The organism is Lutibacter sp. A80, from assembly GCF_022429645.1.
Taxonomy (GTDB): domain Bacteria; phylum Bacteroidota; class Bacteroidia; order Flavobacteriales; family Flavobacteriaceae; genus Lutibacter.
In genome coordinates, this window is sequence record NZ_CP092480.1 from 2,634,129 (window position 1) to 2,659,341 (window position 25,213).

20 protein-coding genes are annotated in these 25,213 nt (G+C 29.7%); 14 read left to right on the top strand and 6 right to left on the bottom strand.

Annotation, left to right across the window (positions count from 1 at the left end; all coding sequences use genetic code 11):
- Positions 1–2 precede the first annotated feature (2 nt).
- The 3 genes from MHL31_RS10850 to MHL31_RS10860 are packed head-to-tail and all read right to left on the bottom strand — an operon-like array spanning position 3 to position 2,081.
- Positions 3–530: a hypothetical protein gene (locus MHL31_RS10850; RefSeq protein ID WP_240225974.1), complete on the bottom strand. Its 528-nt coding sequence runs from the start codon at positions 528–530 to the stop codon at positions 3–5.
- A 10-nt stretch (positions 531–540) separates the two neighbouring features.
- Entirely contained in the window at positions 541–936 is a 396-nt protein-coding gene (locus MHL31_RS10855; RefSeq protein WP_240225975.1) for a DoxX family protein, read from the bottom strand.
- 2 nt (positions 937–938) lie between these two features.
- Complete coding sequence (locus MHL31_RS10860; RefSeq protein ID WP_240225976.1) at positions 939–2,081, bottom strand: DNA polymerase III subunit delta'; 1,143 nt, start codon at positions 2,079–2,081, stop codon at positions 939–941.
- A gap of 246 nt (positions 2,082–2,327) precedes the next feature.
- Here MHL31_RS10860 and pgk point away from each other — a divergent pair, with 246 nt between their 5' ends.
- From pgk to ccsA, 8 genes are all read left to right on the top strand, one after another.
- Complete coding sequence (gene pgk, locus MHL31_RS10865; protein WP_240225977.1) at positions 2,328–3,515, top strand: phosphoglycerate kinase; 1,188 nt, start codon at positions 2,328–2,330, stop codon at positions 3,513–3,515.
- Positions 3,516–3,675: 160 nt separating this feature from the next.
- Positions 3,676–4,713 carry an aldo/keto reductase gene (locus MHL31_RS10870; RefSeq protein WP_240225978.1) on the top strand — a complete coding sequence of 346 codons (1,038 nt, stop codon included), beginning with the start codon at positions 3,676–3,678 and terminating at the stop codon, positions 4,711–4,713.
- A 131-nt stretch (positions 4,714–4,844) separates the two neighbouring features.
- On the top strand, positions 4,845–6,098 hold the full coding sequence (locus tag MHL31_RS10875) for an alginate export family protein (RefSeq protein ID WP_240225979.1): 1,254 nt from the start codon (positions 4,845–4,847) through the stop codon (positions 6,096–6,098).
- 9 nt (positions 6,099–6,107) lie between these two features.
- Positions 6,108–6,725 carry a cytochrome c nitrite reductase small subunit gene (gene nrfH, locus MHL31_RS10880; protein ID WP_240225980.1) on the top strand — a complete coding sequence of 206 codons (618 nt, stop codon included), beginning with the start codon at positions 6,108–6,110 and terminating at the stop codon, positions 6,723–6,725.
- Positions 6,718–8,208 carry an ammonia-forming cytochrome c nitrite reductase gene (nrfA, locus tag MHL31_RS10885; RefSeq protein ID WP_240225981.1) on the top strand — a complete coding sequence of 497 codons (1,491 nt, stop codon included), beginning with the start codon at positions 6,718–6,720 and terminating at the stop codon, positions 8,206–8,208. Before nrfH ends, nrfA begins: the two co-directional genes overlap by 8 nt.
- Before the next feature lie 109 nt (positions 8,209–8,317).
- Positions 8,318–9,163, top strand: a complete 846-nt coding sequence (locus tag MHL31_RS10890; RefSeq protein ID WP_240225982.1) for a sialate O-acetylesterase — start codon at positions 8,318–8,320, stop codon at positions 9,161–9,163.
- A 9-nt stretch (positions 9,164–9,172) separates the two neighbouring features.
- On the top strand, positions 9,173–10,441 hold the full coding sequence (locus tag MHL31_RS10895) for a cytochrome c biogenesis protein ResB (RefSeq protein WP_240225983.1): 1,269 nt from the start codon (positions 9,173–9,175) through the stop codon (positions 10,439–10,441).
- 1 nt (position 10,442) lies between these two features.
- The gene (gene ccsA / locus MHL31_RS10900; RefSeq protein ID WP_240225984.1) at positions 10,443–11,243 is read left to right on the top strand and encodes a cytochrome c biogenesis protein CcsA; all 801 of its coding nucleotides are present in this window, start codon (positions 10,443–10,445) and stop codon (positions 11,241–11,243) included.
- A 23-nt stretch (positions 11,244–11,266) separates the two neighbouring features.
- Here ccsA and MHL31_RS10905 read toward each other — a convergent pair whose 3' ends face one another.
- Positions 11,267–13,846, bottom strand: a complete 2,580-nt coding sequence (locus tag MHL31_RS10905) for a prolyl oligopeptidase family serine peptidase (RefSeq protein ID WP_240225985.1) — start codon at positions 13,844–13,846, stop codon at positions 11,267–11,269.
- 145 nt (positions 13,847–13,991) lie between these two features.
- Positions 13,992–15,794 (bottom strand): long-chain fatty acid--CoA ligase, encoded by a 1,803-nt coding sequence (locus MHL31_RS10910; RefSeq protein WP_240225986.1) that lies wholly within the window; start codon positions 15,792–15,794, stop codon positions 13,992–13,994.
- A 338-nt stretch (positions 15,795–16,132) separates the two neighbouring features.
- Between MHL31_RS10910 and aspS the strand changes: the two genes are divergently transcribed.
- From aspS to MHL31_RS10940, 6 genes are all read left to right on the top strand, one after another.
- A complete protein-coding gene (aspS, locus tag MHL31_RS10915) occupies positions 16,133–17,884 on the top strand; it encodes an aspartate--tRNA ligase (protein WP_240225987.1) in 1,752 nt (583 codons plus the stop codon).
- A gap of 154 nt (positions 17,885–18,038) precedes the next feature.
- Entirely contained in the window at positions 18,039–19,775 is a 1,737-nt protein-coding gene (locus tag MHL31_RS10920; RefSeq protein WP_240225988.1) for a TrkH family potassium uptake protein, read from the top strand.
- Between the two features lie 15 nt (positions 19,776–19,790).
- Positions 19,791–20,477 (top strand): TrkA family potassium uptake protein, encoded by a 687-nt coding sequence (locus tag MHL31_RS10925; RefSeq protein WP_240225989.1) that lies wholly within the window; start codon positions 19,791–19,793, stop codon positions 20,475–20,477.
- Positions 20,478–20,749: 272 nt separating this feature from the next.
- Positions 20,750–22,540, top strand: a complete 1,791-nt coding sequence (locus tag MHL31_RS10930; RefSeq protein ID WP_240225990.1) for a chloride channel protein — start codon at positions 20,750–20,752, stop codon at positions 22,538–22,540.
- Between the two features lie 150 nt (positions 22,541–22,690).
- Positions 22,691–24,481, top strand: a complete 1,791-nt coding sequence (locus MHL31_RS10935) for a chloride channel protein (RefSeq protein ID WP_240225991.1) — start codon at positions 22,691–22,693, stop codon at positions 24,479–24,481.
- A 2-nt stretch (positions 24,482–24,483) separates the two neighbouring features.
- Complete coding sequence (locus MHL31_RS10940; protein WP_240225992.1) at positions 24,484–24,732, top strand: hypothetical protein; 249 nt, start codon at positions 24,484–24,486, stop codon at positions 24,730–24,732.
- Positions 24,733–24,736: 4 nt separating this feature from the next.
- Here MHL31_RS10940 and MHL31_RS10945 read toward each other — a convergent pair whose 3' ends face one another.
- Positions 24,737–25,186 (bottom strand): nucleoside deaminase, encoded by a 450-nt coding sequence (locus MHL31_RS10945; RefSeq protein WP_240225993.1) that lies wholly within the window; start codon positions 25,184–25,186, stop codon positions 24,737–24,739.
- Positions 25,187–25,213 lie beyond the last annotated feature (27 nt).

Below are 25,213 nucleotides of genomic sequence, written 5' to 3' on the forward strand. Positions count from 1 at the left end.
TACTATTTACTCTTAGCTCCCGAAAACTGATGTTCTTTTATTTTAAACAACACATTAAAAGTTGTTAAACTTCCGTAAATACGTGTAATATATTGTTGTAAATCAATTTTTTCTTGATCATCTAATAATTTGCTAGAATTTATTTTTTGCTCCATTACTCTAACTCTATCTCTAACCATTACAATTTTATGGAAAAACGTATCAATCGGAATTTCTTTACTTGCTAAATTGGTGTCTTTTGGTTCTATAATTAATTTTCCACCTTTCCAACGGTCTGCTATCGGAATTACTTCAGAAATATCTGACCATTGTTTTAGCATGTTTTTAAGTGTGTTTTCAACTTCATAAAAACTTACAGTATCCACTTCATCTTCAACACTCTCAATTACTTCAAAATCGCTATCTAAATCAATAGTTTCCAATCCGTTTTCTATAAAAGTTACCCAATAATGTTTTGAGGTTACGTTAGTAACTACTCCTAAACCAAATTCGGTGTGTTTAATTCTAGATCCAATTCCTAATAGTTTCATTTTTATATTTTTAAGTTAATAAATAGATACCAATAATATTTAATATAAAGTAAATTGTTATATTCATAGCTCCTGCATAATCCTTAGCCAATCGTTGTCCTATTAAAAATTGTAATAAGGTAATTGCAGAAATTTCCAATCCAATTTTAGCAATAGAAATAGTGTTTTCTATAACTAAAAAATAAAGCCCAATACTCAATAAGATAACAGCTGTAATTTCAAAAATTAAAATTTGAATCATTACTATAGGAATCATTTTATGAAGTATTGTTTTTTTAAAATGATTGGTATAATAAAGAAGTGTATTTTTCCAATCGGTTATTTTTTCAAAAACAGAAAAAAAATAAGTTATTATAAAAAATAATAACACTAAAATTATAGCTGAATTAGCATTAAAAATAGACATAATTAAGTGGTTTCTTTTGTATGTAAAAGACGTGTTAATTTTATAGATAAATCTAATAATATAATTTTAGCATTTCCATTACGCTCTATATGATAAATGGCATCATTCAATTCATTTGTAATATCTAAAATATTTCCACTATGAATAAAAGGCGCAAAATTATCTAACTTAAAACCAGGTGTTTTAGTTTCTAAAAACACTAAAGAATCTGCACTATAATTTAATAACATGGCTTGTCTAAAAAATTGCAAACAATATTTTAAAAATCGTTTTTGGGTTTCTCTACCGCTTTTTGCAATGGTTTCGCTCCAGCTAATTAAGTTTTGTATTACGGCAGCATTTCCTTTTGCTTTAAAAGCAGCTCTAATCCACGTTATAAACCATTGTTCAAACTGCTCGTCTGCATTGTCGTTGTGTAATAAAAGCAAGGCTTTGTTAAAATTTCCATCGGATTGGTAGGCAATTTGTGCAGCTAGAGATGGTTCTACACCTTCTTTTTCTATCAATCCTTTTTCAATGGCTTCATTAGATAATAATGGAAAATGCAATATTTGACAACGCGATTTTATGGTTGTAATTATTTGTTGTTCATCTTCAGCAACTAATAAAAAAACTGTTTTTTCTGGTGGTTCTTCTAATAATTTTAACAATTTATTAGAGGCAGAAGTATTCATTTTTTCAGCCATCCAAATAATCATTACTTTATAACCACCTTCGTAACTTTTTAATTTTAAAGATTTTACAATTTGTTCAGCTTCATCAACACCAATTTGACCTTGTTTGTTCTCTACGCCAATAGATTGTAACCATTCAAATAAATTTCCGTAAGGTTTCTGTTTAACAAATTCGCGCCATTCTTCTAAAAAATCATTACTTATTGGTTTACTTTTAATGCGATCGTTTGTAGCAACCGGAAAAGCAAAATGCAAATCGGGATGCATTAATTTTTCACATTTTGCAGCAGCAATTTCAGGATTTTGGTTTGAAGACACTAAAATATATTGTGCATAAGCAATAGCCATTGCTAACACCCCAGTACCTTCTTTTCCAATAAATAATTGCGCATGAGAAATTCTACCATTATCAGTAGATTTTACTAAATGGTTTTTTAAATGTTCTTGACCTAATATTTCCGAAAAATTCATTAAAGCGAAAGTAAAACTTTTTTTTAAGTTTTAAATTAATTAAGCCTTTCAATCTCTCAATCTTAAATCTTTTAATTAAAAAAAATGAAATCGGTTTCGTAAAAAAGTGCAATCTTTAGTCTAAATTGAGTTATATTTGTACAACTAATATATATAAAAATGAACCGAGCAGGCTAAAAAGCTTATTACGCAACAAATCTATAAATAGCGAACAGCAGGTGACCGTTTAAAAAAATTAAAATACACATGAAAACAATACAAGATATTAATTTTGAAGGAAAAAAAGCATTAATACGTGTTGACTTTAATGTACCGTTAGATGAAGATTTTAACGTAACAGATGCAACAAGAATTGAAGCGGCAAAACCAACAATTATAAAAGTTTTAGAAGATGGTGGAGCAGTAGTTTTAATGTCGCATTTAGGACGTCCAAAAGGAGTTGAAGACAAATTTTCTTTAAATCATATTGTAGACAAAGTTTCTGAAATTATTGGAGTTCAAATTAAATTTGCTTCAAATTGTGTAGGTGATGTTGCTGAAAAAGCAGCAGCTGAATTAAATATGGGTGAAGTTTTATTATTAGAAAATTTACGTTTTCATAATGAAGAAAAGGCTGGAGATGTAGATTTTGCTAAACAACTTTCTAAATTAGGAGATGTTTACGTAAACGATGCTTTTGGAACTGCACACAGAGCTCATGCTTCTACAACAATAGTTGCTCAGTTTTTTCCTGATGCAAAATGCTTTGGAGCTTTATTAGCACAAGAAATTATAAGTCTTAAAAAAATATTAGAAGAAGGTGAAAAACCAGTTTTAGCTATTTTAGGAGGTGCAAAAGTGTCTTCAAAAATTACAGTTATTGAAAATATTTTAGATAAAGTAGACCACTTAATTATTGGTGGTGGTATGGGCTTTACTTTTATAAAAGCACAAGGTGGTAAAATTGGAGATTCTATTTGCGAAGATGACAAACAAGAATTAGCTCTTGAAATTTTAGAAAAAGCAAAAGCTAAAAATGTTCAAGTTCATATTCCAGTTGATGTAATTGCTGCTGATGATTTTAGCAACGATGCAAATACTCAAGTTTGTGATATATATGCTATTCCTGATGGTTGGGAAGGTGTTGATGCGGGTCCAAAAACAAGAGAAATTTTCGACAAAATTGTAAAAGAATCTAAAACAATCCTTTGGAATGGTCCATTAGGTGTTTTTGAAATGGAAAGTTTTGCTGGTGGAACAATTGCACTTGGAAACTCTATTGCAGAAGCAACTAAAAACGGAACATTCTCACTTGTAGGTGGTGGAGATTCTGTTGCAGCTGTAAAACAATTTGGTTTTGCAGATAAAGTAAGTTATGTTTCTACAGGTGGTGGAGCAATGTTAGAAAGCTTAGAAGGAAAAACATTACCAGGTATTGAAGCAATATTAAAATAAAAGTTTAATTGTTATAGGGTTTTAAATTGGAAATCCTTTGCATTTAAAAATAAAATTAAAGCCGTCTCAAATTTTGAGACGGTTTTTTTATCGTCCTTGTTTTCTTTACTTTTACCGCTTTAAATAAATCATTCAACTTTTAAATATTTAAACTATTAAAATGAAATACACCAACATTCCAAATACCGATATTAAGGTTAGTAAAATTTGTTTAGGAACTATGACTTTCGGTCAACAAAATTCCGAAAAAGAGGCTCATGAACAATTAAATTATGCTGTAGAACAAGGTGTAAATTTTATTGATACTGCAGAAATGTATTCGGTACCCGCACAAGCCGCTACACAAGGTAGTACCGAACGTTATATTGGAAGTTGGTTAAAACATCAAAAAAGAGAAAATTTAGTAGTTGCTTCTAAAGTTGCAGGCCCAAATGAATCTTTTAAATATATAAGAGAGAATTTAGGCTTTTCTAAAGACGCCATAGAAGATGCTTTAACTAAAAGCTTAAACAGATTGCAAACCGATTATATAGATTTGTATCAGTTACATTGGCCTGAAAGGAATGCAAACTTTTTTGGTAAAAGAAATTATGTACATAATGCTGATGAAAAATGGGAAGATAATTTTAAAGAAATTATTGAAACTTTAGATCAATTTGTAAAGCAAGGTAAAATACGTCATTATGGTGTTTCTAATGAGACTTCTTGGGGCGTTATGCGTCATGTATCAGAAAGTAACACAAATAGTTTAACACGTTGTAAAACCATTCAAAATGCATATTCTCTTTTAAATCGTTTTTTCGAAATTAATTTGGCAGAGGTTGCTATGCGCGAAAATATTGGTTTATTAGCGTATTCTCCATTAGGTTTTGGAACACTTTCAGGGAAATATTTAAACGGAAAAATGCCCGATAATTCTCGTATAAAATTATTTCCACAATACAATAGATATAGTAGTAAACAATCTATTTTTTTGACTGAAAAATATGCAGAATTAGCTAAAGAATTAGAGATTAGTTTAGCACAACTTTCATTAGCTTTTGTAAATCAGCGTGAATTTTTAACAGCTAATATTATTGGAGCTACCACAATGGAACAATTGGAAGAAAATATTGGAAGTATTCACATAGAACTCTCTAAAGAAACACTTGAAAAAATAAACAAAATTCAAGAATTACAGCCTAATCCTGCTCCTTAGTTTTTTAAATTCTTATAAAATGACATTTTAAACCATAAAAAAAGATAAAAAAGTCTTAATAACTGATTTAAATCATATTTTAATTACTAATAAAGTTGTTTTTTTGTTAAAGTAAACTAAACCAACTTATTATGAATTTAAGATATACATTTGTTATAATTTTAAGTTTTATAGTTTCTCAAACATTTGCTCAATTTACATTGAGTGGGGAGTTAAGACCTAGAACTGAATTTAGAAATGGATATAAAACTCTAAATTTTGAAAATGCAGATGCTGCTTTTGCTACTTCACAACGTACGCGTTTAAATTTTAACTACGCTACTGAATTTTATAGCTTTTACGTTAGCCTACAAGATGTGAGAGTTTGGGGAGATGTATCACAATTAAATGTAAGTGATAAAAATGGTTTGGCAATTCACCAAGCTTGGGGATTGGTAAATTTCAAAGAAATGAAATTAAAAGCTGGACGTCAAGAAATTGTTTATGATGATCATAGAATTTTTGGAAACGTTGGTTGGGCAACACAAGCAAGAAGCCATGATGCCTTGGTTTTAAAGTTTGGAAAAACCTTTAATTTAGATATTGGTTTAGCTTTTAATCAGGACTATGAAAAACTTTCTGGTACTATTTATACAACTTCAAATAATTACAAAGCATTACAATATGCTTGGTTTCATAAAACTTTAAATAATTTTAGTACAAGTTTTTTATTTTTAAATAATGGGTTACAATACATTGATATTATTGATTCAGAAAATAGCGAAACTCGTTATAGTCAAACCATAGGAACACATTTAAAGTATAAATTTTCAGATGCTTTAAATGCAAGTTCTAACATCTATTATCAATTTGGAAAAGATGTCTTTTCTAAAGATTTAGATGCCTATTTAATAGGAATGAATTTAGGTTATAAAGTTTCAGAAAATTGGAATCTTGGGCTTGGTTTTGAAGTACAATCGGGTAATGCTTATAACGATGATTTATCAACAAATCATGCCTTTACACCATTCTATGGAACCAATCATAAATTCAACGGATTTATGGACTACTTTTATGTTGGAAACCATATGAATAGCACAGGTTTAATTGATGTTTTTGCAAGTGCTTCAACAAAAATAGGCGAAAAATCTAACCTAAGTTTATACCTACATAATTTTACATCACATGCTAAAATTGCCGAAAATATAGATAAGCAATTGGGAACAGAAATAGACATTGTATACAATTATAAGTATACAAAAGATGTAACTATTGGTGCAGGGTATTCTCAAATGTTTGCTTCAGAAGGTATGGAAGTTCTTAAAAATGTACCAAACCCTTCAAATGCAAATAACTGGGCTTGGGTAATGTTAACAATTAATCCAACACTTTTTACAAGTAAATAAGTTTAAACAATGAAAAAATTAGTTCGATTTTTAATTCCACCTAAAGAATGGCGTTTGCCAGTAATTATTTTACTGGGTGCTATTTGTGGGTTAGGTTTGTACGCAATGGTTGAATCAAAGGCCATATCTTATTTGTCTGATGATCCAAAAACGTGTGCTAATTGTCATGTAATGACTCCACAATATACAACTTGGCAAAACAGCTCTCACCGAGAATGGGCTTCTTGTAACGATTGCCATGTACCTCATGATAATATTTTTAACACCTATTATTTTAAAGCCAAAGACGGTTTATACCATGCTTCAGTTTTTACAACTCGTGGTGAACCAGAAGTAATTAAAATGAAAGAAGCTGGTAATGAAGTGGTTCAAAATAACTGTATTCGTTGTCATCAAGATCAAGTTACCGATGCGCGCTTAAATGGAATGATAGCAACGCATTTTGAAGATAGAACAGAACGTAAATGTTGGACCTGTCATCAAGAAGTTCCACACGGAAGTATACATAGTTTATCTTCAGTAAAATACTACGGAAAAATTTCAGATGAACATCAAGAAACAGTACCAAATTGGCTTAGTAAATTTTTAAATAAATCAGAAAAACAAAAAGATAAAAAAGATGAGTAATAAAAGAAAACCTTGGATGAACTGGATGCTTTTTTTAGCATCGTTAGTAATTGTGTTTTTGTTAGGACTTTTAGTGTCTTCAATAACAGAACGCAAAATGGAGGCTAAATTTGCATATACTCCAATGACTGAAATTAACAAATTGGAACCTAGAAATGAAGTTTGGGGAGAAAATTTTCCTCGAGAATTCCAATCGTATTACAAAACGGCAGATACTACTTTCCGTTCAAAATATAATGGAAATGCAATGATTGATATGCTTGAAGAAGATCCTCGTTTAGTGGTACTTTGGGCAGGTTATGGATTTTCAAAAGATTACAATCAAGGGCGTGGACACGTGTACGCAATTGAAGATGTTAGAAATACTTTAAGAACAGGTGCACCAACTGGACCAGAAGACGGACCTATGCCTTCTACTTGTTGGACGTGTAAATCACCAGATGTTCCACGTTTAATAAACGAAATAGGAGTGGATGCTTATTATAGTGGTAAATGGGCAAGTAAAGGTACAGAAATTGTAAATCCAATTGGTTGTGCAAACTGTCATGATGAAGAATCAATGCGACTTACTATTACGCAACCAGCTTTAATTGAAGCTTTTGAACGTCAAGGAAAAGACATTACAAAAGCTTCACATAACGAAATGCGCTCGTTGGTGTGTGCGCAATGTCACGTAGAATATTATTTCAACAAAAATTTACCTGAAAAAGAAGGAATCCCTTACTTAGTTTTCCCTTGGGATGATGGTCAAACTGTTGAAGATATGGAAAAATATTATGACAATATTGAATTTAGCGATTGGACACACGCCATTAGTAAAGCACCAATGTTAAAGGCACAACATCCAGGTTACGAAACCTACAATATGGGTATTCACGGCCAAAGAGGAGTTTCTTGTGCCGACTGTCATATGCCTTATAAAACTGAAGGTGGACAAAAATTTACCGATCATCATATTCAATCTCCTTTAAATAATGTGGCGAATTCTTGTCAAGTTTGTCATAGAGAAGAAAAAGATGAATTAATTGCAAATGTTTTCAGTAATCAAGATCGTATTATAGAAAATCGTGACCAATTAGAACGTTTATTAGTACGTGCACACGTTGAAGCAGGTAAATGTTGGGAATTAGGAGCTACTGAAGCTCAAATGAAAGATATTTTACACGGTATTCGTATTGGACAATGGCGTTGGGATTATGTTGCAGCTTCGCACGGAGGTTCTTTTCACGCCCCAGTTGAGTTAGGTAGAGTTCTTGGTAAAGGAATTGATATTACACAAGAAACTAGAATTAAATTAGCAAAATTGTTAATGAAATTAGGGTTTGAAGGTGAAGTTCCTTATCCAAATATTGAAACAAAAGACGATGCTCAAAAGTTTATTGGATTACCAATAGACGAATTAAAAGCTGAAAAGAAAGTTTTCTTAAAAGAATTAGCTACAGAGTGGGATAAAGAAGCTGCTGAAAGAGAGGCTAAATATTAATTTTGAAAAGATTTAGAGTATAAGACAATAGGCGCTAAAAATGCTTCTGAAAAATTAATCGGAAGCATTTTTAGTATATTTGAAAGTATCTAAAATTAAATAAATTTTTATGAACAGTTTCAAAATAAGTGCACCTTTATTTTTGTTAGTAGTAATGGTTTTATTTACCACTTCAGCTTTTTCTCAAAACTCTAATTTTCATGTTTATTTGTGTTTCGGGCAATCAAATATGGAAGGGCAAGGAGTTATTGAAGAACAAGATAAAACCGTAGACAATCGTTTTTTAATGATGCAAAGTACAGATTGCCCTAATTTAGAAAAAACCTTAGGAAGTTGGTATCCAGCAATTCCACCTTTAAGTCAATGTTATACAGGACTTTCACCTGCCGATTATTTTGGTAGAACTATGGTTGAAAAATTACCAGATAGCATAAAAGTAGGTGTTATTAATGTTGCCGTTGGAGGTTGTGATATACGCTTATTTGACAAAGATTTATACTTAGAGTACGATGATACTTATCCTGAAGCTTGGTTTACAGATAAAGTTGCAGGCTATGGCGGTAATCCGTATCAACGTATAATTAAACTTGCCAAATTAGCGCAAAAAGATGGTGTAATTAAAGGTATTTTATTACATCAAGGTGAAACAAATACAGGAGATGAAAATTGGCCGTTGTATGTAGCAACTGTTTACAATAATATGCTAGAAGATCTTTCTTTAAATGCAGCCGATGTGCCTTTGTTAGTTGGTGAAGTTGTTCATGAAAATCAACAAGGTAAATGTGCAAGTATGAATGCAATTATTGCAACTGTACCAAAAGTGATTCCAACAGCACATGTAATTTCATCAGATGGTTGTTCGGTAAAATCAGATAATGTTCATTTTAATGCTCAAGGTTACCGTGAATTAGGAAAACGTTATGCAATTGAAATGTTAAAAATAGTAGAAAACTAAAATTCTTAATTGAATTTATTCGATAAAAATATGAGTGAAAATACCATAAAATTTCAACGCAAACTTTGGGAAAACCCTTGGGGTTACGCTGAATCTTTTTTTATAGGTTTTGGATTAATGCTAACAGGCTTTTTTTTAGAAGTTTTTGCAGGTTCAGAACATATAGTTACAGTTTCGTATCCGTACAATATTTTTATATTGTTTGGTTATATTTTAGTGTTATTTGTACTGTATAAAAAATTTGCAGATAAGCAGTTGATTCGGTGGCTTACCAAAGTTCCAGCTTCTATTTCAAGCATTGTACTTATTACTATTTTGGTAATGTTCATGGGAATAATTCCACAGGTTCCTTCAACCAATAATTTAATCAATAATTTAGGCTTAAATCGCATTACTACAAACTGGGCATTTTTATTAATTTTATTTCAATTTTTAACCTGTTTAGGTCTTATTTCAATCAAAAGAATTTTACAATTTAAGTGGAGTAATTTTGGGTTTATTTTAAATCACGTAGGCTTATTTTTAGCACTAACAGCAGGTATGTTAGGTACTGGAGATTTACAGCGGTTATCTATAAATTTATATGAAGAAAAACCAAGTTGGATAGCAACGGATGCACAAAATAACCAACTTGAATTGCCTTTTGCTTTTTATTTAAAAGATTTTGTAATTGAAGAATATGCACCAAAATTAGCATTAATAGACAATAGTACCGGGAGTATTTCGCAAAATAAAGGCAATAATTTATATTTAGTTGAAAAAGATGAAACCTATTTTTTTAACAATTTTGAAGTAACGGTTGAAGATTATTTACCAAATGCCATTCGCTTTGGAATGCGATATGAACCTGTTAATGAAATTGGCGCACCACCAGCGGCATTTATTTCAGTAAAAAATATTGAAAATGATTCCATTCAAAAAGGGTGGATTAGTAGCGGAAGTTTCCGATATTCATATGAATCATTAAAAATTAATGATGCCTATTCTATGGTAATGACCATTCCTGAAGCAAAAAAATTTAGTTCAGACATAGATATTTTAACTAAAGAAGGAGAACGTATAAGTACAGTTTTAGAAGTAAATAAGCCTTTTAAATTTAGAGGTTATAAAATTTATCAATTAAGTTACGATGATAAAATGGGTAAATGGAGTAATTTAAGCGTTTTAGAACTTGTAAAAGACCCTTGGCTTCCTTTAATATATTTGGGTATATTTATGATGATTGCTGGTGCTATTTATATGTTTTGGATGGGAAATAAAATAACTAAAAACGAATAATATGACTTGGATAGATTTTCCTTTTTATAGTTCAATAACCGGTTTTTTATGGGTTTTAGGACTTATTTTTTTAGTAGTTTCCTATAAAAAACAAACACTCATAAAAATAGCACATTTGTTATTTTTGTTGGGCTGGGCAATGTTAATAACCTTTGTAGTAAAATTGTGGATAGAACTCGATCGTCCGCCAATGCGAACCTTGGGAGAAACTCGCTTATGGTATGCTACATTTTTACCTTTAATTGGTTTTATAACTTATATACGTTGGAAATATAAATGGTTTTTAGCATACAGTATTTTAATGGCAGCAATGTTTTTAGCTATTAATTATTTAAACCCAGAAACATACTCTAAAACATTAATGCCAGCGTTACAAAGTCCGTGGTTTATTCCACATGTATTGGTATATTTATTTTCTTATGCCGTGTTAGCAGCTTCAAGTATTGTAGCCATAAAAGGTTGGTACGATAGTTACAAAGGAAATTTTAATATAGAAACCTTAAAATTAGCCGATAACTTAGTGTACATTGGTTTTGCTTTTTTAACCTTAGGATTGCTTTTTGGAGCTTTATGGGCAAAAGAAGCTTGGGGTCATTATTGGACTTGGGATCCAAAGGAAGTTTGGGCATTTTTAACTTGGATGGGTTATTTAATTTACATTCATTACCGTCATTTTCATAATCATAAAACAAAACAAGCGCTAACTATTTTAGCACTTGCTTTTGTTGTTTTATTAGTATGTTGGTTTGGTGTAAATTATTTGCCAGTTGCAAACACCAGTGTACATACATATACAAATTAGTTTAAAAGATAATTAATGCTATTTTAATTCCATTTAAAATCTCCTTTATCGATAGACCAATCATTTCCAAAAAATCCTGCACATTTTACAGCTTTATCTCCATTGGAAATTACTGTATTGTCGAATAATAGTACATCTGGAAACGTTGTACCATTTACTAAATAGTTATTAGCATACGTAGCTTTCATACCATTAGTTCCGGTTGCAGTTACTATACCAATACTTGCAAAATCGCTATCAGTTCTTGGTACTGTAAAATATAATCCCCATTGGTTTCCAGTTAATTTTTTGGTACCAATAGTTACCAAATTATCTTCTACTTGAATAGGGCTATTTTTAAGTAATTTATTCCAAGCAGCATTATTGCTTTTATTTCCGTAAATAATGATGTTTCTATCTGTGTATTTTTTAGGATTAAAGTCGGTATCTTTTATAACTTCAATTGTACCATTTGCTCTATACCAGAATGTTTCTGCATCAAATTTTGCTTTATTATAATACCATTCGTTTTCAAGAGTTGACCCTTTTGTTGCGTATACAAATACAACATTATGTCTAAAAGCATCTTTAAAACCACCATTTCTATGTGGTCCTTTTTCTTGTAATGAAGGTTTATTTACAATGCTCCATTCATTATTTTTAGCTGTTAAAAACACTTTTGAATTGGAGTTTACATTAAAAGTTGTTCCATCTACAGAAATGTTGGTAATAGTATCGCTTAATTTAGTTAAATCAACTTCTAATAATTCAACATTATCAGTATCAATTTTAAATGAATTTTCTTTTGAAAAATTAAAAGAACTTACTTCAAAAGGCTTTTTTTGTTGATGGATAGTAATAAAATTAGATGTTGCAGAAACTCCTGGAGAACCTGTATAAAATTCTAGGTTTTTAATTTCGTTTGGATTTTTTAGTGTACGTTCTTTAAAAAAGTTAAATATTTTATACCAATCTAAACTGTGGTTTCCGTACCAGTGTGTTCCATCAGGATATTCATAATAAGTAAAATCGTTATGAAATTTACCCAAACGTTCTCTCATATCACGTGCAATAAAAGTTGGTACAACATTGTCTTTTTCTCCGTGTAAAACGTAAACACCGTAATGTAAATAGTTACGTATTAATTTTAATGTTCGGCTTGGAGTTCCAGCTCTTTTCATTAATTTTTCAACTTCTGTTGGTATGTAAGGAGTTTTTATTTTGGCAACAACTTCAGGAGTCATTCCTCTTTTAGTTAACTCCTCTTGTGGTAATTCTAAGGTTTTCTTTAAAAAACTATCGCGGTACAATAATAAGTCTGGATAACCAGCACACGGAGCAATAGACGCAAATTTATCGGGATATGTAGCACCTAAATACCAAGTTCCGTGTCCACCCATTGAGTGACCTGTTAAATAAATTTTTGAAGGATCTGGTTGATAAATATTTTTAGCATCAGCTAAAACTTCTAAAGCATCTAATCTTCCCCAATCTTCCCAAGCAAAACCAAATGGTCTTCTGTTAGTTGGTGCAATTACATTTCCCCAATCTTTTTTTTCATAAGCATTAGCTTGGTTTACAGCTTCTACAGAAGCACCGTGTACTGAAAGAAATAACGCTTGTTTTTCTAAATTTTTATCGGTTGAAGGTGCAACACTATAATATTGAACGCTTCCATCTATGCTACTTATAAATGTTTTTTTATGATGTTTGTGTTTTGTTTTAATTGCTAGTTTAACTGTTTGATTAGAAATAACTTGACTTTTATTGTCTTTAAGTTCTAGTTGTAAATCTACTTGTTCTAAAGGTGTTTCTTTTGAAACTGAAGCAATAGAAAAAGGAACTTTAAGCACACTCATTGGAGGAATTGCTATTACTTTTGATTCTTTTTGAGTTCCTAATAAATTAGAAGATATTGTATAATTTTCAACCCAGTTATTAGATGCGTTTATTACTCTAATTGCTCCTTTATAATCTTTGGTTTCCTCTACTAAAATATCTGGCATTGTAAGGTCTCTTGATGTAAATTGAACAGGTTTTTGAGGTTCAATTAAACGCGCTCTAATACGAGGAAAACGACCAACTTTTAAAATAAAAGTATTGGTTCCTTTTTTTAGTTTAAGAGGAATTAAATTCCAACCAAAATCGTAATGATCACCTTCGTGTGGCAATCCATTTATCAATAGCATTGTATGTCCAGAAGCTTCAAAAAGAACAGTTTTTTCTGAGTTAGATTTATAGGTTAAATAAACATAACTAGATTTTAAATCTTTATTACTAAATGTATTTGTCTCATCAGTTGAAATGGCTTCCCATTTTAATTCATTTCCTAGATAATCAATATCAAAAACTTCATTTTCTGAAACTTTTAAAGTAGGATTCATTAAAAATTTATCAAAAACAGGTTCTTTTGGAAAAGAAGAAGAATTAAAAGTGAAATCTTGAATTTTTAAGGAAAGTCCGTTTTTAAATACGTGTAGTAATTTTCCTTCACTAATTTCATTTACTTTTTCTTTGCCAAAATATTCTACAATATTTCCTGTTTTTTGTTGGGCAAATTGTACGGTGGTAATTAAAAGAATCAAAACAAAGCTTGAAACTTTTTTGTAATTTTTTAGTTGCATTTTTAAAGTTTACGATTTTATTAGAAAACTTAAATATGCAATTATTACATAGAATTTTAAAAAAATATAGACAAATAGCGTTAAATTTTGGCTAAAGGAAGCTTTTTAACGCTAATAATTGTAAAATAAATTTTTAAAAAGGGACTTATTCTTTATACATTTTATCAATAAGCTGTTTGTATTTTTTCTGAATTACTTTACGTTTTAGTTTTAAAGTTGCTGTAATTTCACCAGCTTCTATACTAAACTCTTTAGGTAGTAAAGTTATTTTTTTAATTTTTTCAAAAACAGAAAATTCTTTTTGTAACTCTTCAACACGTTTATCAATCATATCTTTTATTTGATTATGACTAATTAAATCTTCAATGTCTTTAAAGGTAATTTTATGCTCTAATGCATATTTTTTTAAGTTTTCGAAACTTGGTACGGCTAAGGCAGTAACATATTTTTGTTCATCACCAATAACTGCAATTTGTTCAATAAAAGAATCGTTTATTAGTGCAGTTTCTAGTTTTTGAGGCGCAATATATTTTCCTCCAGAAGTTTTCATTAGATCTTTTATTCTATCTGTAATTGTAAGATTTCCTTCGGCATCCATTTTACCAGCATCACCAGTTTTAAACCATCCGTCTTCGGTAAAAACTTCGGCAGTTGCTTTTGGTTTTTTGTAATAACCACGCATAACACCAGGTCCTTTTACTAAAATTTCATTGTTTTCACCAATTTTAATTTGAGTACCTTTAATTGGTTTTCCTGCAGAATTAAATTTGTAATTTTTATAACCGAATAAAGAAACAGTTGCGGTAGTTTCTGTTAAACCATATCCACATTTAATATTTAAACCAAAAGAATAGAAAAAAGAAACTAAATCAGCTGCTAAAGGCGCACCTCCACTTGGCATAAATTTTATACGTCCACCAAAAACATCTCTAAGTTTACTTAAAACTAATTTATCGGCTATTTTAAATTTTAATTTTAGGGCTAATGGTATTTTTTTATCAAACCGTCTGTATTTATTGTGATATGTATTTCCAATACCCAAAGCCCAACTAGCTAATTTCATTTTTGTTGGTGAGGCTTCTTTTCTTTTTTCTTGAATAGCAGCAAATATTTTTTCAAAAATACGAGGTACAGTACACATTACTGTAGGTTTAACTTCTTTTAAAACATCTGCTATTTTTTTAGGATCTTGGTTAAAATAAACTTCCATACCTATGTGTAAGCAGAAAAATAACCAACTGCGTTCATAAACATGACTTAATGGTAGAAAGCTTAAAGAAATGTCTGTATCGTCAACATCTACAAGTTCATAGGCATGTGCTTTTAATGAGTTTGAAAAATTGTTATGATCTAGCATAACACCTTTAGGTTCTCCAGTAGTACCAGAAGTGTATATTATACTTGCCAAGTCATCTAAATCTAACTCATATTCTCTTTTTTGACGCTCAATTTCAACTGCTTCTGTAAAGTTTTGCTGAGTAAAATCTTTAAAATAAACAGCGTTATCTGTACTTTTAAATTTAACAGTTGGAGTTAAAGCAACAATTAATTTTAAGTACTTGTTGGTTTTAGAAATTTCATAAGCTTTATTGTATTCCTCTTGATCTCCAACAAAAATTAAAGGTATTTCGGCATCATTTATAATGTATTCTGTTTCTTTTTTAGAATTGGTAGCATAAATAGGAACTGTAACTGCTCTAATACTCATAATACCTAAATCAGAAATAACCCATTCTGGCATATTTTGAGAAAAAATTGCAATGTGTTCTTGTTCTTTAATCCCGTAATTTATTAGTGCTTTGGAAACTTGTTGAATTTGATTTTCAAAGCTTTCCCAAGAAATTCCTATCCATTTCTTACTAATTGCATCTTTATAACGTATTGCATTTTTTGCACCATATTTTTGTGCATTATTTTTAATTTCAATACTCAGATGTTTGTAACTCATAATTTATTAATTTTCTTTGCCGTAATTTATTAAATTACTTATTAAAGGCGTGCAAATTTAATAATATTTTAATTGTTGTAACATGTTTAAGGTTACATAAGCTGTTATTTAACGTTATTTAACACTCATTTTCAAGGTGTTTTGCTTATTAAAAAAAAGCGTTGAGTGCTTAAAATCAATTTAATACATATTAATTTAGAGTTAATTTTTACATTTTTAAAGCTAGAATCAAATTTTAACACTTCTAAAAGTAAACGGAGTGCTTAAAAAAAATATGATTACTTATAAAACTAGTTGCTAAATCACTAAATTTGCACAGTCTTTTAAAAAAAATTAAAATGTATAGAACACATTCAAACGGAGAATTAAGATTAGAAAATGTTGGTCAAGAAGTTACTTTGGCCGGATGGGTACAAAAAACCCGAGATAAAGGATTTATGATTTGGGTTGATTTACGTGACCGTTATGGAATTACACAGTTAATTTTTGATGCTGACCGTACTTCAAAAGAAATGGTTGAAGAAGCTAAAACACTAGGACGTGAATTTGTAATTCAGGTTAAAGGTGAAGTAATTGAACGTGTATCAAAAAATAAAAATATACCAACAGGTGCTATTGAAATTCTAGTAAAAGAATTAACAATTTTAAATAAATCTATAGTTCCTCCTTTTACTATTGAAGATGAAACTGATGGTGGTGATGAGTTAAGAATGCAATATCGTTACCTTGATATTAGAAGAAACCCGGTAAAAAATAACTTAATTTTTAGAAGTAAAATCGCCATTGAAACTAGAAAATATTTATCCGATGAAGGTTTTATTGAAGTTGAAACTCCAGTTTTAATTAAATCTACTCCAGAAGGAGCACGTGATTTTGTAGTGCCAAGTAGAATGAATGAAGGTCAGTTTTATGCATTGCCACAATCTCCTCAAACTTTTAAGCAATTGCTAATGGTTGGTGGACTAGATAAGTATTTTCAAATTGTAAAATGCTTTAGAGATGAAGATTTACGAGCAGACAGACAACCAGAATTTACACAAATAGACTGTGAAATGGCGTTTGTAGAACAAGAAGATATTTTAAATACGTTTGAAGGACTTACTCGTTATTTATTAAAAGAAGTAAATGGTGTTGAAGTTGATAAATTTCCTAGAATGACCTATGAAGAGGCCATGAAAAAATATGGAAATGATAAACCAGATATTCGTTTTGGAATGGAATTTGGCGAATTAAATGAAGTAGCACAACATAAAGAATTTGGTGTTTTTAATAATGCAGAATTAGTTGTTGGTATTGCCGTTCCTGGTGCAGCAAGTTATACACGTAAAGAAATAGATAAATTAATTGAATGGGTAAAAAGACCTCAAGTAGGAGCCCTAGGTATGGTTTATGCCAAATATAATGAAGATGGAACGTTTAAATCTTCTGTAGATAAATTTTACGACCAAGAAGATTTAGCAAAATGGGCAGAAGTTACCGGTGCAAAACCAGGAGATTTAATTTGTGTTTTAAGTGGTGTTGCAGATAAAGTAAGAACACAATTAAGTGCCTTACGTATGGAATTGGCAGAGCGTTTAGGTTTACGTAAACCAAATGAATTTGCTCCGCTATGGGTAGTTGATTTTCCTTTATTAGAATGGGATGAAGAAACAAATCGTTACCATGCAATGCACCATCCTTTTACTTCACCAAAACCTGAAGATTTACACTTATTAGATACAGATCCAGGAAAAGTAAGAGCAAATGCTTATGATATGGTATTAAATGGAAACGAAATTGGAGGAGGTTCAATTCGTATTCACGATAAAAATACACAAGCATTAATGTTTGATCATCTAGGTTTTACACCAGAACAAGCAAAAGAACAATTTGGCTTTTTAATGAATGCATTTGAATATGGAGCACCTCCTCACGGTGGTTTAGCTTTTGGATTAGATAGATTGGTTGCTATTTTAGGCGGACAAGAAACTATTAGAGATTTTATTGCATTCCCTAAAAACAATAGTGGACGAGATATAATGATAGACGCTCCATCTAAAATTGATGATGAACAACTTAAAGAGTTATGTTTAAAATTAGATTTAAAATAATCTATTAAAAATAAAATTTAAAAAAGTCACTACTTCATATTTTAAAAATTGAAAAGTGACTTTTTTTGGTTTTAGCCATTTCAATGGTTAATCTTATAAAATAATTTAATAATTAAAAAAATTGAAAGCGCATCTTAAAAGTTTTTTGTCCTTAATGTTATTGTACAAAGTTGCTTTTTATTTAACACTTTTAGGAATATTTGTTTTAATTTTTGATTTTGGTTTTGATCAAACAATTAGTGTGCAAAGAGTAATAAATGCGTTGTATTTAATAATTTTAAGCATAGGGATATTAACCACTAGTATACGATACTTAACACAAAGAAAAACGATACAAACTAAAGTTTGGCTTTTTGATTTTATAAGTATTTTAATTACCGTTTTTGTAATTTATATTCATTTTTTTTCTCAAGAAGCGCATCGTCATATTACATTTTTATATAATGATAATTGGATTAAATTAACTATTATTTTAACCTTTATTAGGGAGTTTTCAGAGCAAAACATTAATTATAAACGCACGTTATTAAATCCTGCACAGTTATTTATTGTAAGTTTTTTAGCTATTATTTTTTTAGGAGCACTTTTATTAATGCTTCCTAATGCAACTTATTCGGGTATTTCTTTTATAAATGCGTTATTTACATCAACTAGTGCAGTTTGTGTAACTGGACTTATAGTTGTTGATACTAGTAGTTATTTTACCCAATTTGGACAAACAATATTGCTTATTTTAATACAAGCTGGTGGAATTGGTATTTTAACATTTGCAAGTTATTTTAGTTACTTCTTTAGAGGCGTTTCATCGTATGAAAATCAATTGATTTTAAGCGATATGACAAATTCAGATAAAATTGGAGAAGTTTTTAATACCTTAAGAAGAATTATTGTAATTACTTTTACAATTGAAATAATAGGAGCACTATTAATTTTCTTTAGTTTAAATTCTGAATTGTTTAATGGGATTGTGGATCAGGTGTTTTTTGCATTTTTTCACGCTATTTCTGCATTTTGCAATGCCGGATTTTCAACCTTGCAAAATGGTTTGTATGAAAGCAGCTTTAGATTTAACTACTTATTACAATTTTTACTTATTCTACTTCTAATTTTAGGAGGTTTAGGATTCCCTATTTTGGTAAATATTTTAAAATATTCTAAATATTATTTAACCAGAAAAATATTTGGTGTAAAACATTGGAAAAAACAATATAAGCCTTGGGTGTTAAGTTTAAATAGTAGAATTACATTAATTACAGCATTTTCATTATTGGCTTTCGGAACAATATCATTCTACATTACCGAATATAATAATTCACTTGTAGAACATCATGGAATAGGAAAATTTATAACAGCTTTATTTGGATCTGCAACACCAAGAACTGCGGGTTTTAATACTGTAGATATGGCTACATTAAGTTTGCCAACAATTTTAGTTACAATGTTTTTAATGTGGGTTGGAGCTTCACCTGCATCAACAGGTGGAGGTATAAAAACTAGTACTTTTGCCATTGCAACACTTAATTTTATAAGTTTAGCAAAGGGTAAATCAAGAATTGAGATTTATAGAAGAGAAATTTCAGATTCTTCGGTAAGAAGAGCTTTTGCTATAATTTCTTTATCGTTAATTGTTATTGGAATAGGTATTATCGCTATTTTAATTTTTGATCCAGAAATAAGCCCCTTAAATGTTGCCTTTGAATGCTTTTCAGCATACAGTACTGTTGGTTTAAGTTTAGGAATTACGGCAGCATTAAGCGATCCAAGTAAACTTATTTTAATTACAATAATGTTTATAGGTAGAGTAAGTATGTTGTCAATTTTAATTGCTGTATTTAAAAAAGTAAAACATAAAAATTATCGGTATCCAACCGAAGAAATTACAATTAACTAATTAAAAAATATAGATATGAAATTTTTAATAGTAGGTCTAGGAAATTTTGGTGCTTCGTTAGCAGAAAAATTAACAAATCAGGGTAATGAAGTTATTGGAATAGACTCTAGTATGGCAAGAGTAGATGCTTTAAAAGAAAAAATTTCACATACTATCTGTATGAATGCAACTGATGAATATACAGTTTCTGGTTTACCTTTAAAAGACACCGATGTTGTAATTGTTGCAATAGGAGAAGATCAAGGAGCAAATGTAATGGCTACAGCGTTATTTAAAAACTTAAATGTTAAAAGACTTATAAGTAGAGCCATTAACCCATTGCATGAAATGGTTTTAAAAGCCTTAGGTGTTGATGAAATTTTACACCCAGAGGAAGAAACTGCAGAACGATGGGCAAAAAAATTATGTTTAATAGGTGTTATAGATTCTTTTGAACTTAGTGAAGATTATAGTTTGGTAGAAGCAAATGTACCAACAATGTATGCAGGTAAAAAAATTAAAGATTTAGACTTTAGAAATAAATTTAATATTTTAATACTAACTACTATCAAAAAAACTGTAATTCAAGGTAACTTAGGAAAAACCGAAATTATTAATAAAGTGCAAGGTGTAGCTTCTGCTGAGCTTGTTTTAGAAGAAGATGATATTTTAGTACTTTACGGTTCTAATATGGATATTAAAAAGTTTTTAAACAATTACTAATTACCCATGTTTAACAAATTATTTTTTTAAGTATTGCTTTTAAAGCTATATTTGCTTATAACCATTCTAAATAAGAAATTGTGCTACATAAAAAGCCAAAAAGTATTTTTAACTACGACTTTGATTGGGATTCAATAAAAAAAGAATCTACAAAAGATAGTTGTTGTAAAAAATATAAAAAAAAAGGTGAAAAGAAATGCAAAAATTGTCCCAAAAAAAGGTAAAATAATCTTATTTTGGTATTTTTGAGAAAAAGATTGTTAAAAAATATAATGGCAAAAAAGTCTAAAAAATTTTTAAAAAGATTTCTAATCTGGAAATACCAACATATTTCCGATAAACAATTTGTTAGAATTGCTAGTGCCATAATAGGTTTATTAGCAGGCTTAGGTGCTGTAATTTTAAAAAATCTAACGCATTTTATTCAGCATTTGCTAGAGAGCGAATTTATTATAGATATTCACGTAGCTTTTTATTTTATTTTTCCGCTTTTTGGATTGTTTTTGGTTCGTATGATTAAGAGGTACGTTATTAAAAAAAAAGTGGGTCATGGTATTCCTTCTACCTTATTTACAATCTCAAAATTAAAAGGAATAATGCCTCGCCATCAAATGTGGTCGTCAATATTAACGGCGCCATTAACTGTTGGTTTTGGAGGTTCAGTAGGTTTGGAAGGGCCAACAGTTGCAACAGGTGCAGCCTTAGGTTCTAATTTTGCCCGTTTAATGCATGTAAACCAAACTACAAGAACATTGCTTATTGGTGCAGCCGCAGCAGGAGCTATGTCATCTATTTTTAAAGCGCCTATTGCAGCAATTGTTTTTGCCGTTGAAATTTTTAGTTTGGAGTTAACAATGGTTTCTATGATTCCGTTATTATTAGCTTCTATTACAGCTGTTTTAACCTCTTATTTCTTTTTTGGAGATGACGTATTACTTCACTTTAGTATTGAAGATAAATTTCATTTATATGATGTAATTTTTTATGTTTTACTAGGGGTTTCTTCAGCAGCAGTATCAATTTATTTTAGTAAAATTTATTTTAAAATAGGAGCTTTTTTTAGAGATTTTAAGGGAGCGCATAAACGCTTAATTTTTGGTGGAATAGCCTTGGGTATTATGGTTTTTTTAATTCCTCCTTTATTTGGTGAAGGATATTCAATTATTAATAATGTTTTAAAAGGAAATATAACTCCTATTGTTTCTAATAACATTTTTCAAATTGAACCTGATAATTTTTTAATAGTTATAGTGTTATTAATTGGCTTAGTTCTTTTTAAAGTAATTGCTACTTCGTTAACATTTGGTGCTGGTGGTGTAGGTGGTATTTTTGCACCTACTCTTTTTACAGGTAGTATTACAGGCTACGTATTTGCTTCAATTATTAATCATAGTAATATTTTCAGTCATCAATTATCTTCTTCTAATTTTGCAATGGTTGGTATGGCAGGTTTAATGGCAGGAATTCTTCAAGCTCCATTAACGGCTATTTTCTTAATTGCTGAACTTACGGGTGGTTATGAATTATTTGTACCATTAATGATTGTTTCTTCTATTTCATACTTAATTGCCAAACGCTATATTCCATATAATATTTACGCTTCAGAATTGGCTGAAAAAGGGCAGTTATTAACACATGATAAAGATAAAAACGTGTTAATGTTAATGGATATTGATAAGGTTATTGAAACTAATTTTATTGTTTTAAAACCACAAATGACTTTAGGTGAAATTGTAAATAATGCTGTTGCAAAATCTTCTAGAAATCACTTTCCTGTTGTAAGTAGTGAAAATGAATTTTTAGGAGTTATAACGCTTGATGATATTAGGAGTATTATGTTCAATACAAAATTATACGGTAAAGAACGTGTTTTAGACCTAATGCATAGTGTACCCGATATTATTAATTATGAAACCGATTCTATGGAAGTAATAATGAATAAATTTAAAACAACAGTTGCTTGGAACTTGCCCGTAATTAAAAATGGAAAATATTATGGTTTTATTTCAAAATCTAGACTTTTAACTGCCTATAGAAGAAAACTAATAAATGTAACTACTTAAGTAACCTAAAAAGGTTTAATTTTTCTTTATTTGATAATAAATAGCTGTTTAATTACCATTAAAAAATATCCTTTTAAAAAAAGCAAAAATCTAAAATGTTAAGTACTATTTTTTGTATTTTTGCAATTCTTTTTTTTAAATATACTCGTAATGTCAGAAGGATTTAAAAAAGTTCTTAAAAAATTTTTAATTTGGAGATTTCAACATATTTCTGATAAACAGTTTATAAACATTTCAAGTGCTGTAATTGGCTTATTAGCTGGTGTTTCTGCTGTAGTTTTAAAAAATTCTACTCACTTTATTCAAGAGAGATTAGAAGATGGAATTATTAAAGATATTCATCACGCGTTCTATTTTATTTTTCCGCTTATTGGATTAATAGTTGTTTATATTATTAAAAAATACTTTATCAGAAAGAAATTAGGGCATGGTATCCCTGTAATTCTTTTTTCAATTTCAAAATTAAAAGGTGTTATACCGCGTTATCAAATGTGGGCATCTTTAATAACTGCACCTTTTACAGTTGGTTTTGGTGGTTCTGCAGGTTTAGAAGGTCCAATTGTTGCTACAGGAGCTGCAATGGGTTCAAATTTTGCACGTTTAATGCACTTAAATCAATCTACTAAAACACTTTTAATTGGTGCTGCAGTGGCTGGTGTGTTTTCTTCAATTTTTCAAGCTCCAATTGCTGCCATTGTTTTTACTGTAGAAGTATTTAGTTTAGAGTTAACAATGGTTTCCATGATTCCAATTTTATTAGCTTCAATTACAGCAGTTTTAACTTCATATTTCTTTTTTGGAGATGATATATTACTTCATTTTGAAGTAATTGATAAGTTTCAATTAGAAGATGTTATTTTTTATGTGCTTCTTGGTGTTTTTTCTGCAATGGCATCTATATATTTTAGTAAAATTTATTTTAGAATTGGTGGCTTTTTTAGGGATTTTAAAGGTTTTCATAAAAGACTCTTGTTTGGAGGAACCTTATTAGGTGTTATGGTATATTTGGTGCCACCATTATTTGGTGAAGGTTATTCTACTATTAATAATATTTTAAGAGGAGATATTTATAAGGTAGTTTCTAATAATATTTTTCATATTCAAGCTGATAATGTATTAATTATTATTTTATTTTTATTGGGCTTAATCTTATTTAAAGTAGTTGCTACATCTCTAACTTTTGGAGCTGGTGGTGTTGGTGGTGTTTTTGCTCCTACACTTTTTACAGGAAGCGTTACCGGGTATGTTTTTGCCTTAATAATTAACAATAGTAATATTTTTAGTCATCAATTATCTTCTGCAAATTTTGCAATGGTTGGTATGGCAGGTTTAATGGCGGGTATATTACAAGCTCCTTTAACGGCTATTTTTTTAATAGCCGAAATTACAGGAGGTTATCAACTTTTTGTTCCTTTAATGATTGTTTCTGCAATTAGTTATTTAATTACAAAACAGTATATTCCACATAATATTTACAGTGCAGAATTAGCCAAAAAAGGTCAGTTGATTACGCATGATAAAGATAAAAAAGTGCTGTTACTTATGGATGTTGATAAGGTAATTGAAACTAATTTTATTATCATTCATCCTAATATGAATTTAGGAGATATTGTTAATAAAGCTGTAATTAAATCAACTAGAAATCATTTTCCCGTTGTAAATGATGCTAACGAATTTTTGGGTATTTTAATGTTAGATGACATAAGAAGTATTATGTTTGAACAAAAGTTATATACAAAACTAAAAGCCAAAAATTTAATGCAAATGGCACCTGCAATTATTAATTATGACAAAGATTCTATGGAAGTAATTATGGATAAATTTAAAGATACCGTTGCTTGGAATTTACCTGTTTTAAAAGACGGGAAATATTATGGGTTTATATCTAAATCTAGGTTATTAACAGCTTATCGAAGAAAATTAATTAATGTAACTGCTTAATTATGAAACAGATTTTAATTATTATATTATTAGTTATTTTAGGAACCTTAGTATATGGTTTTTACATTAAAAATGAAGGTGATGCCAATGGAGAAATAATAATAGGTATTAGCGTTTTGGTAATTGCATTTGTTTTTATGCCATTGTTTATTTATTACCGTTATAAAAATAAAAACATTAAAGATTTTACTTTTGATAAATACAAAAAAGATTTAGAAGAGCATATTAAAAAAGAGGATAAAGATTTATAACCTCTTAATTTAAATTTCGTTTTTCTATAAAAAATCTGGTTAATAATTTGGCACAGTCTTCTTTTAAAACACCACCAACAACCTTAGTTTTTGGATGTAATGTTGTATTTAGTTTTAAAAATCCCCTTTTTTCTTCTGAAGCACCATATACAATTTTACCAATTTGTGTCCAATAACTTGCTCCAGCACACATTTGGCAAGGTTCTAAAGTAACGTAAAGTGTGCATTCTTTTAAATATTTTCCACCTAAAAAATCTGCAGCTGCTGTAAAAGCTTGCATTTCTGCATGTGCTGTAACATCATTTAAAGTCTCAGTTAAATTATGGGCACGTGCAATTATTTGATTGTTCATAACAATTACTGCACCAACAGGAATTTCATTTTTATCAAAGGCAAGCTGCGCTTCTTGTAAAGCGCGCTTCATAAAATAGCTGTCATCAAAAGGATTTATCATATTTCAAAAGTAATTTTTTTTATTTCA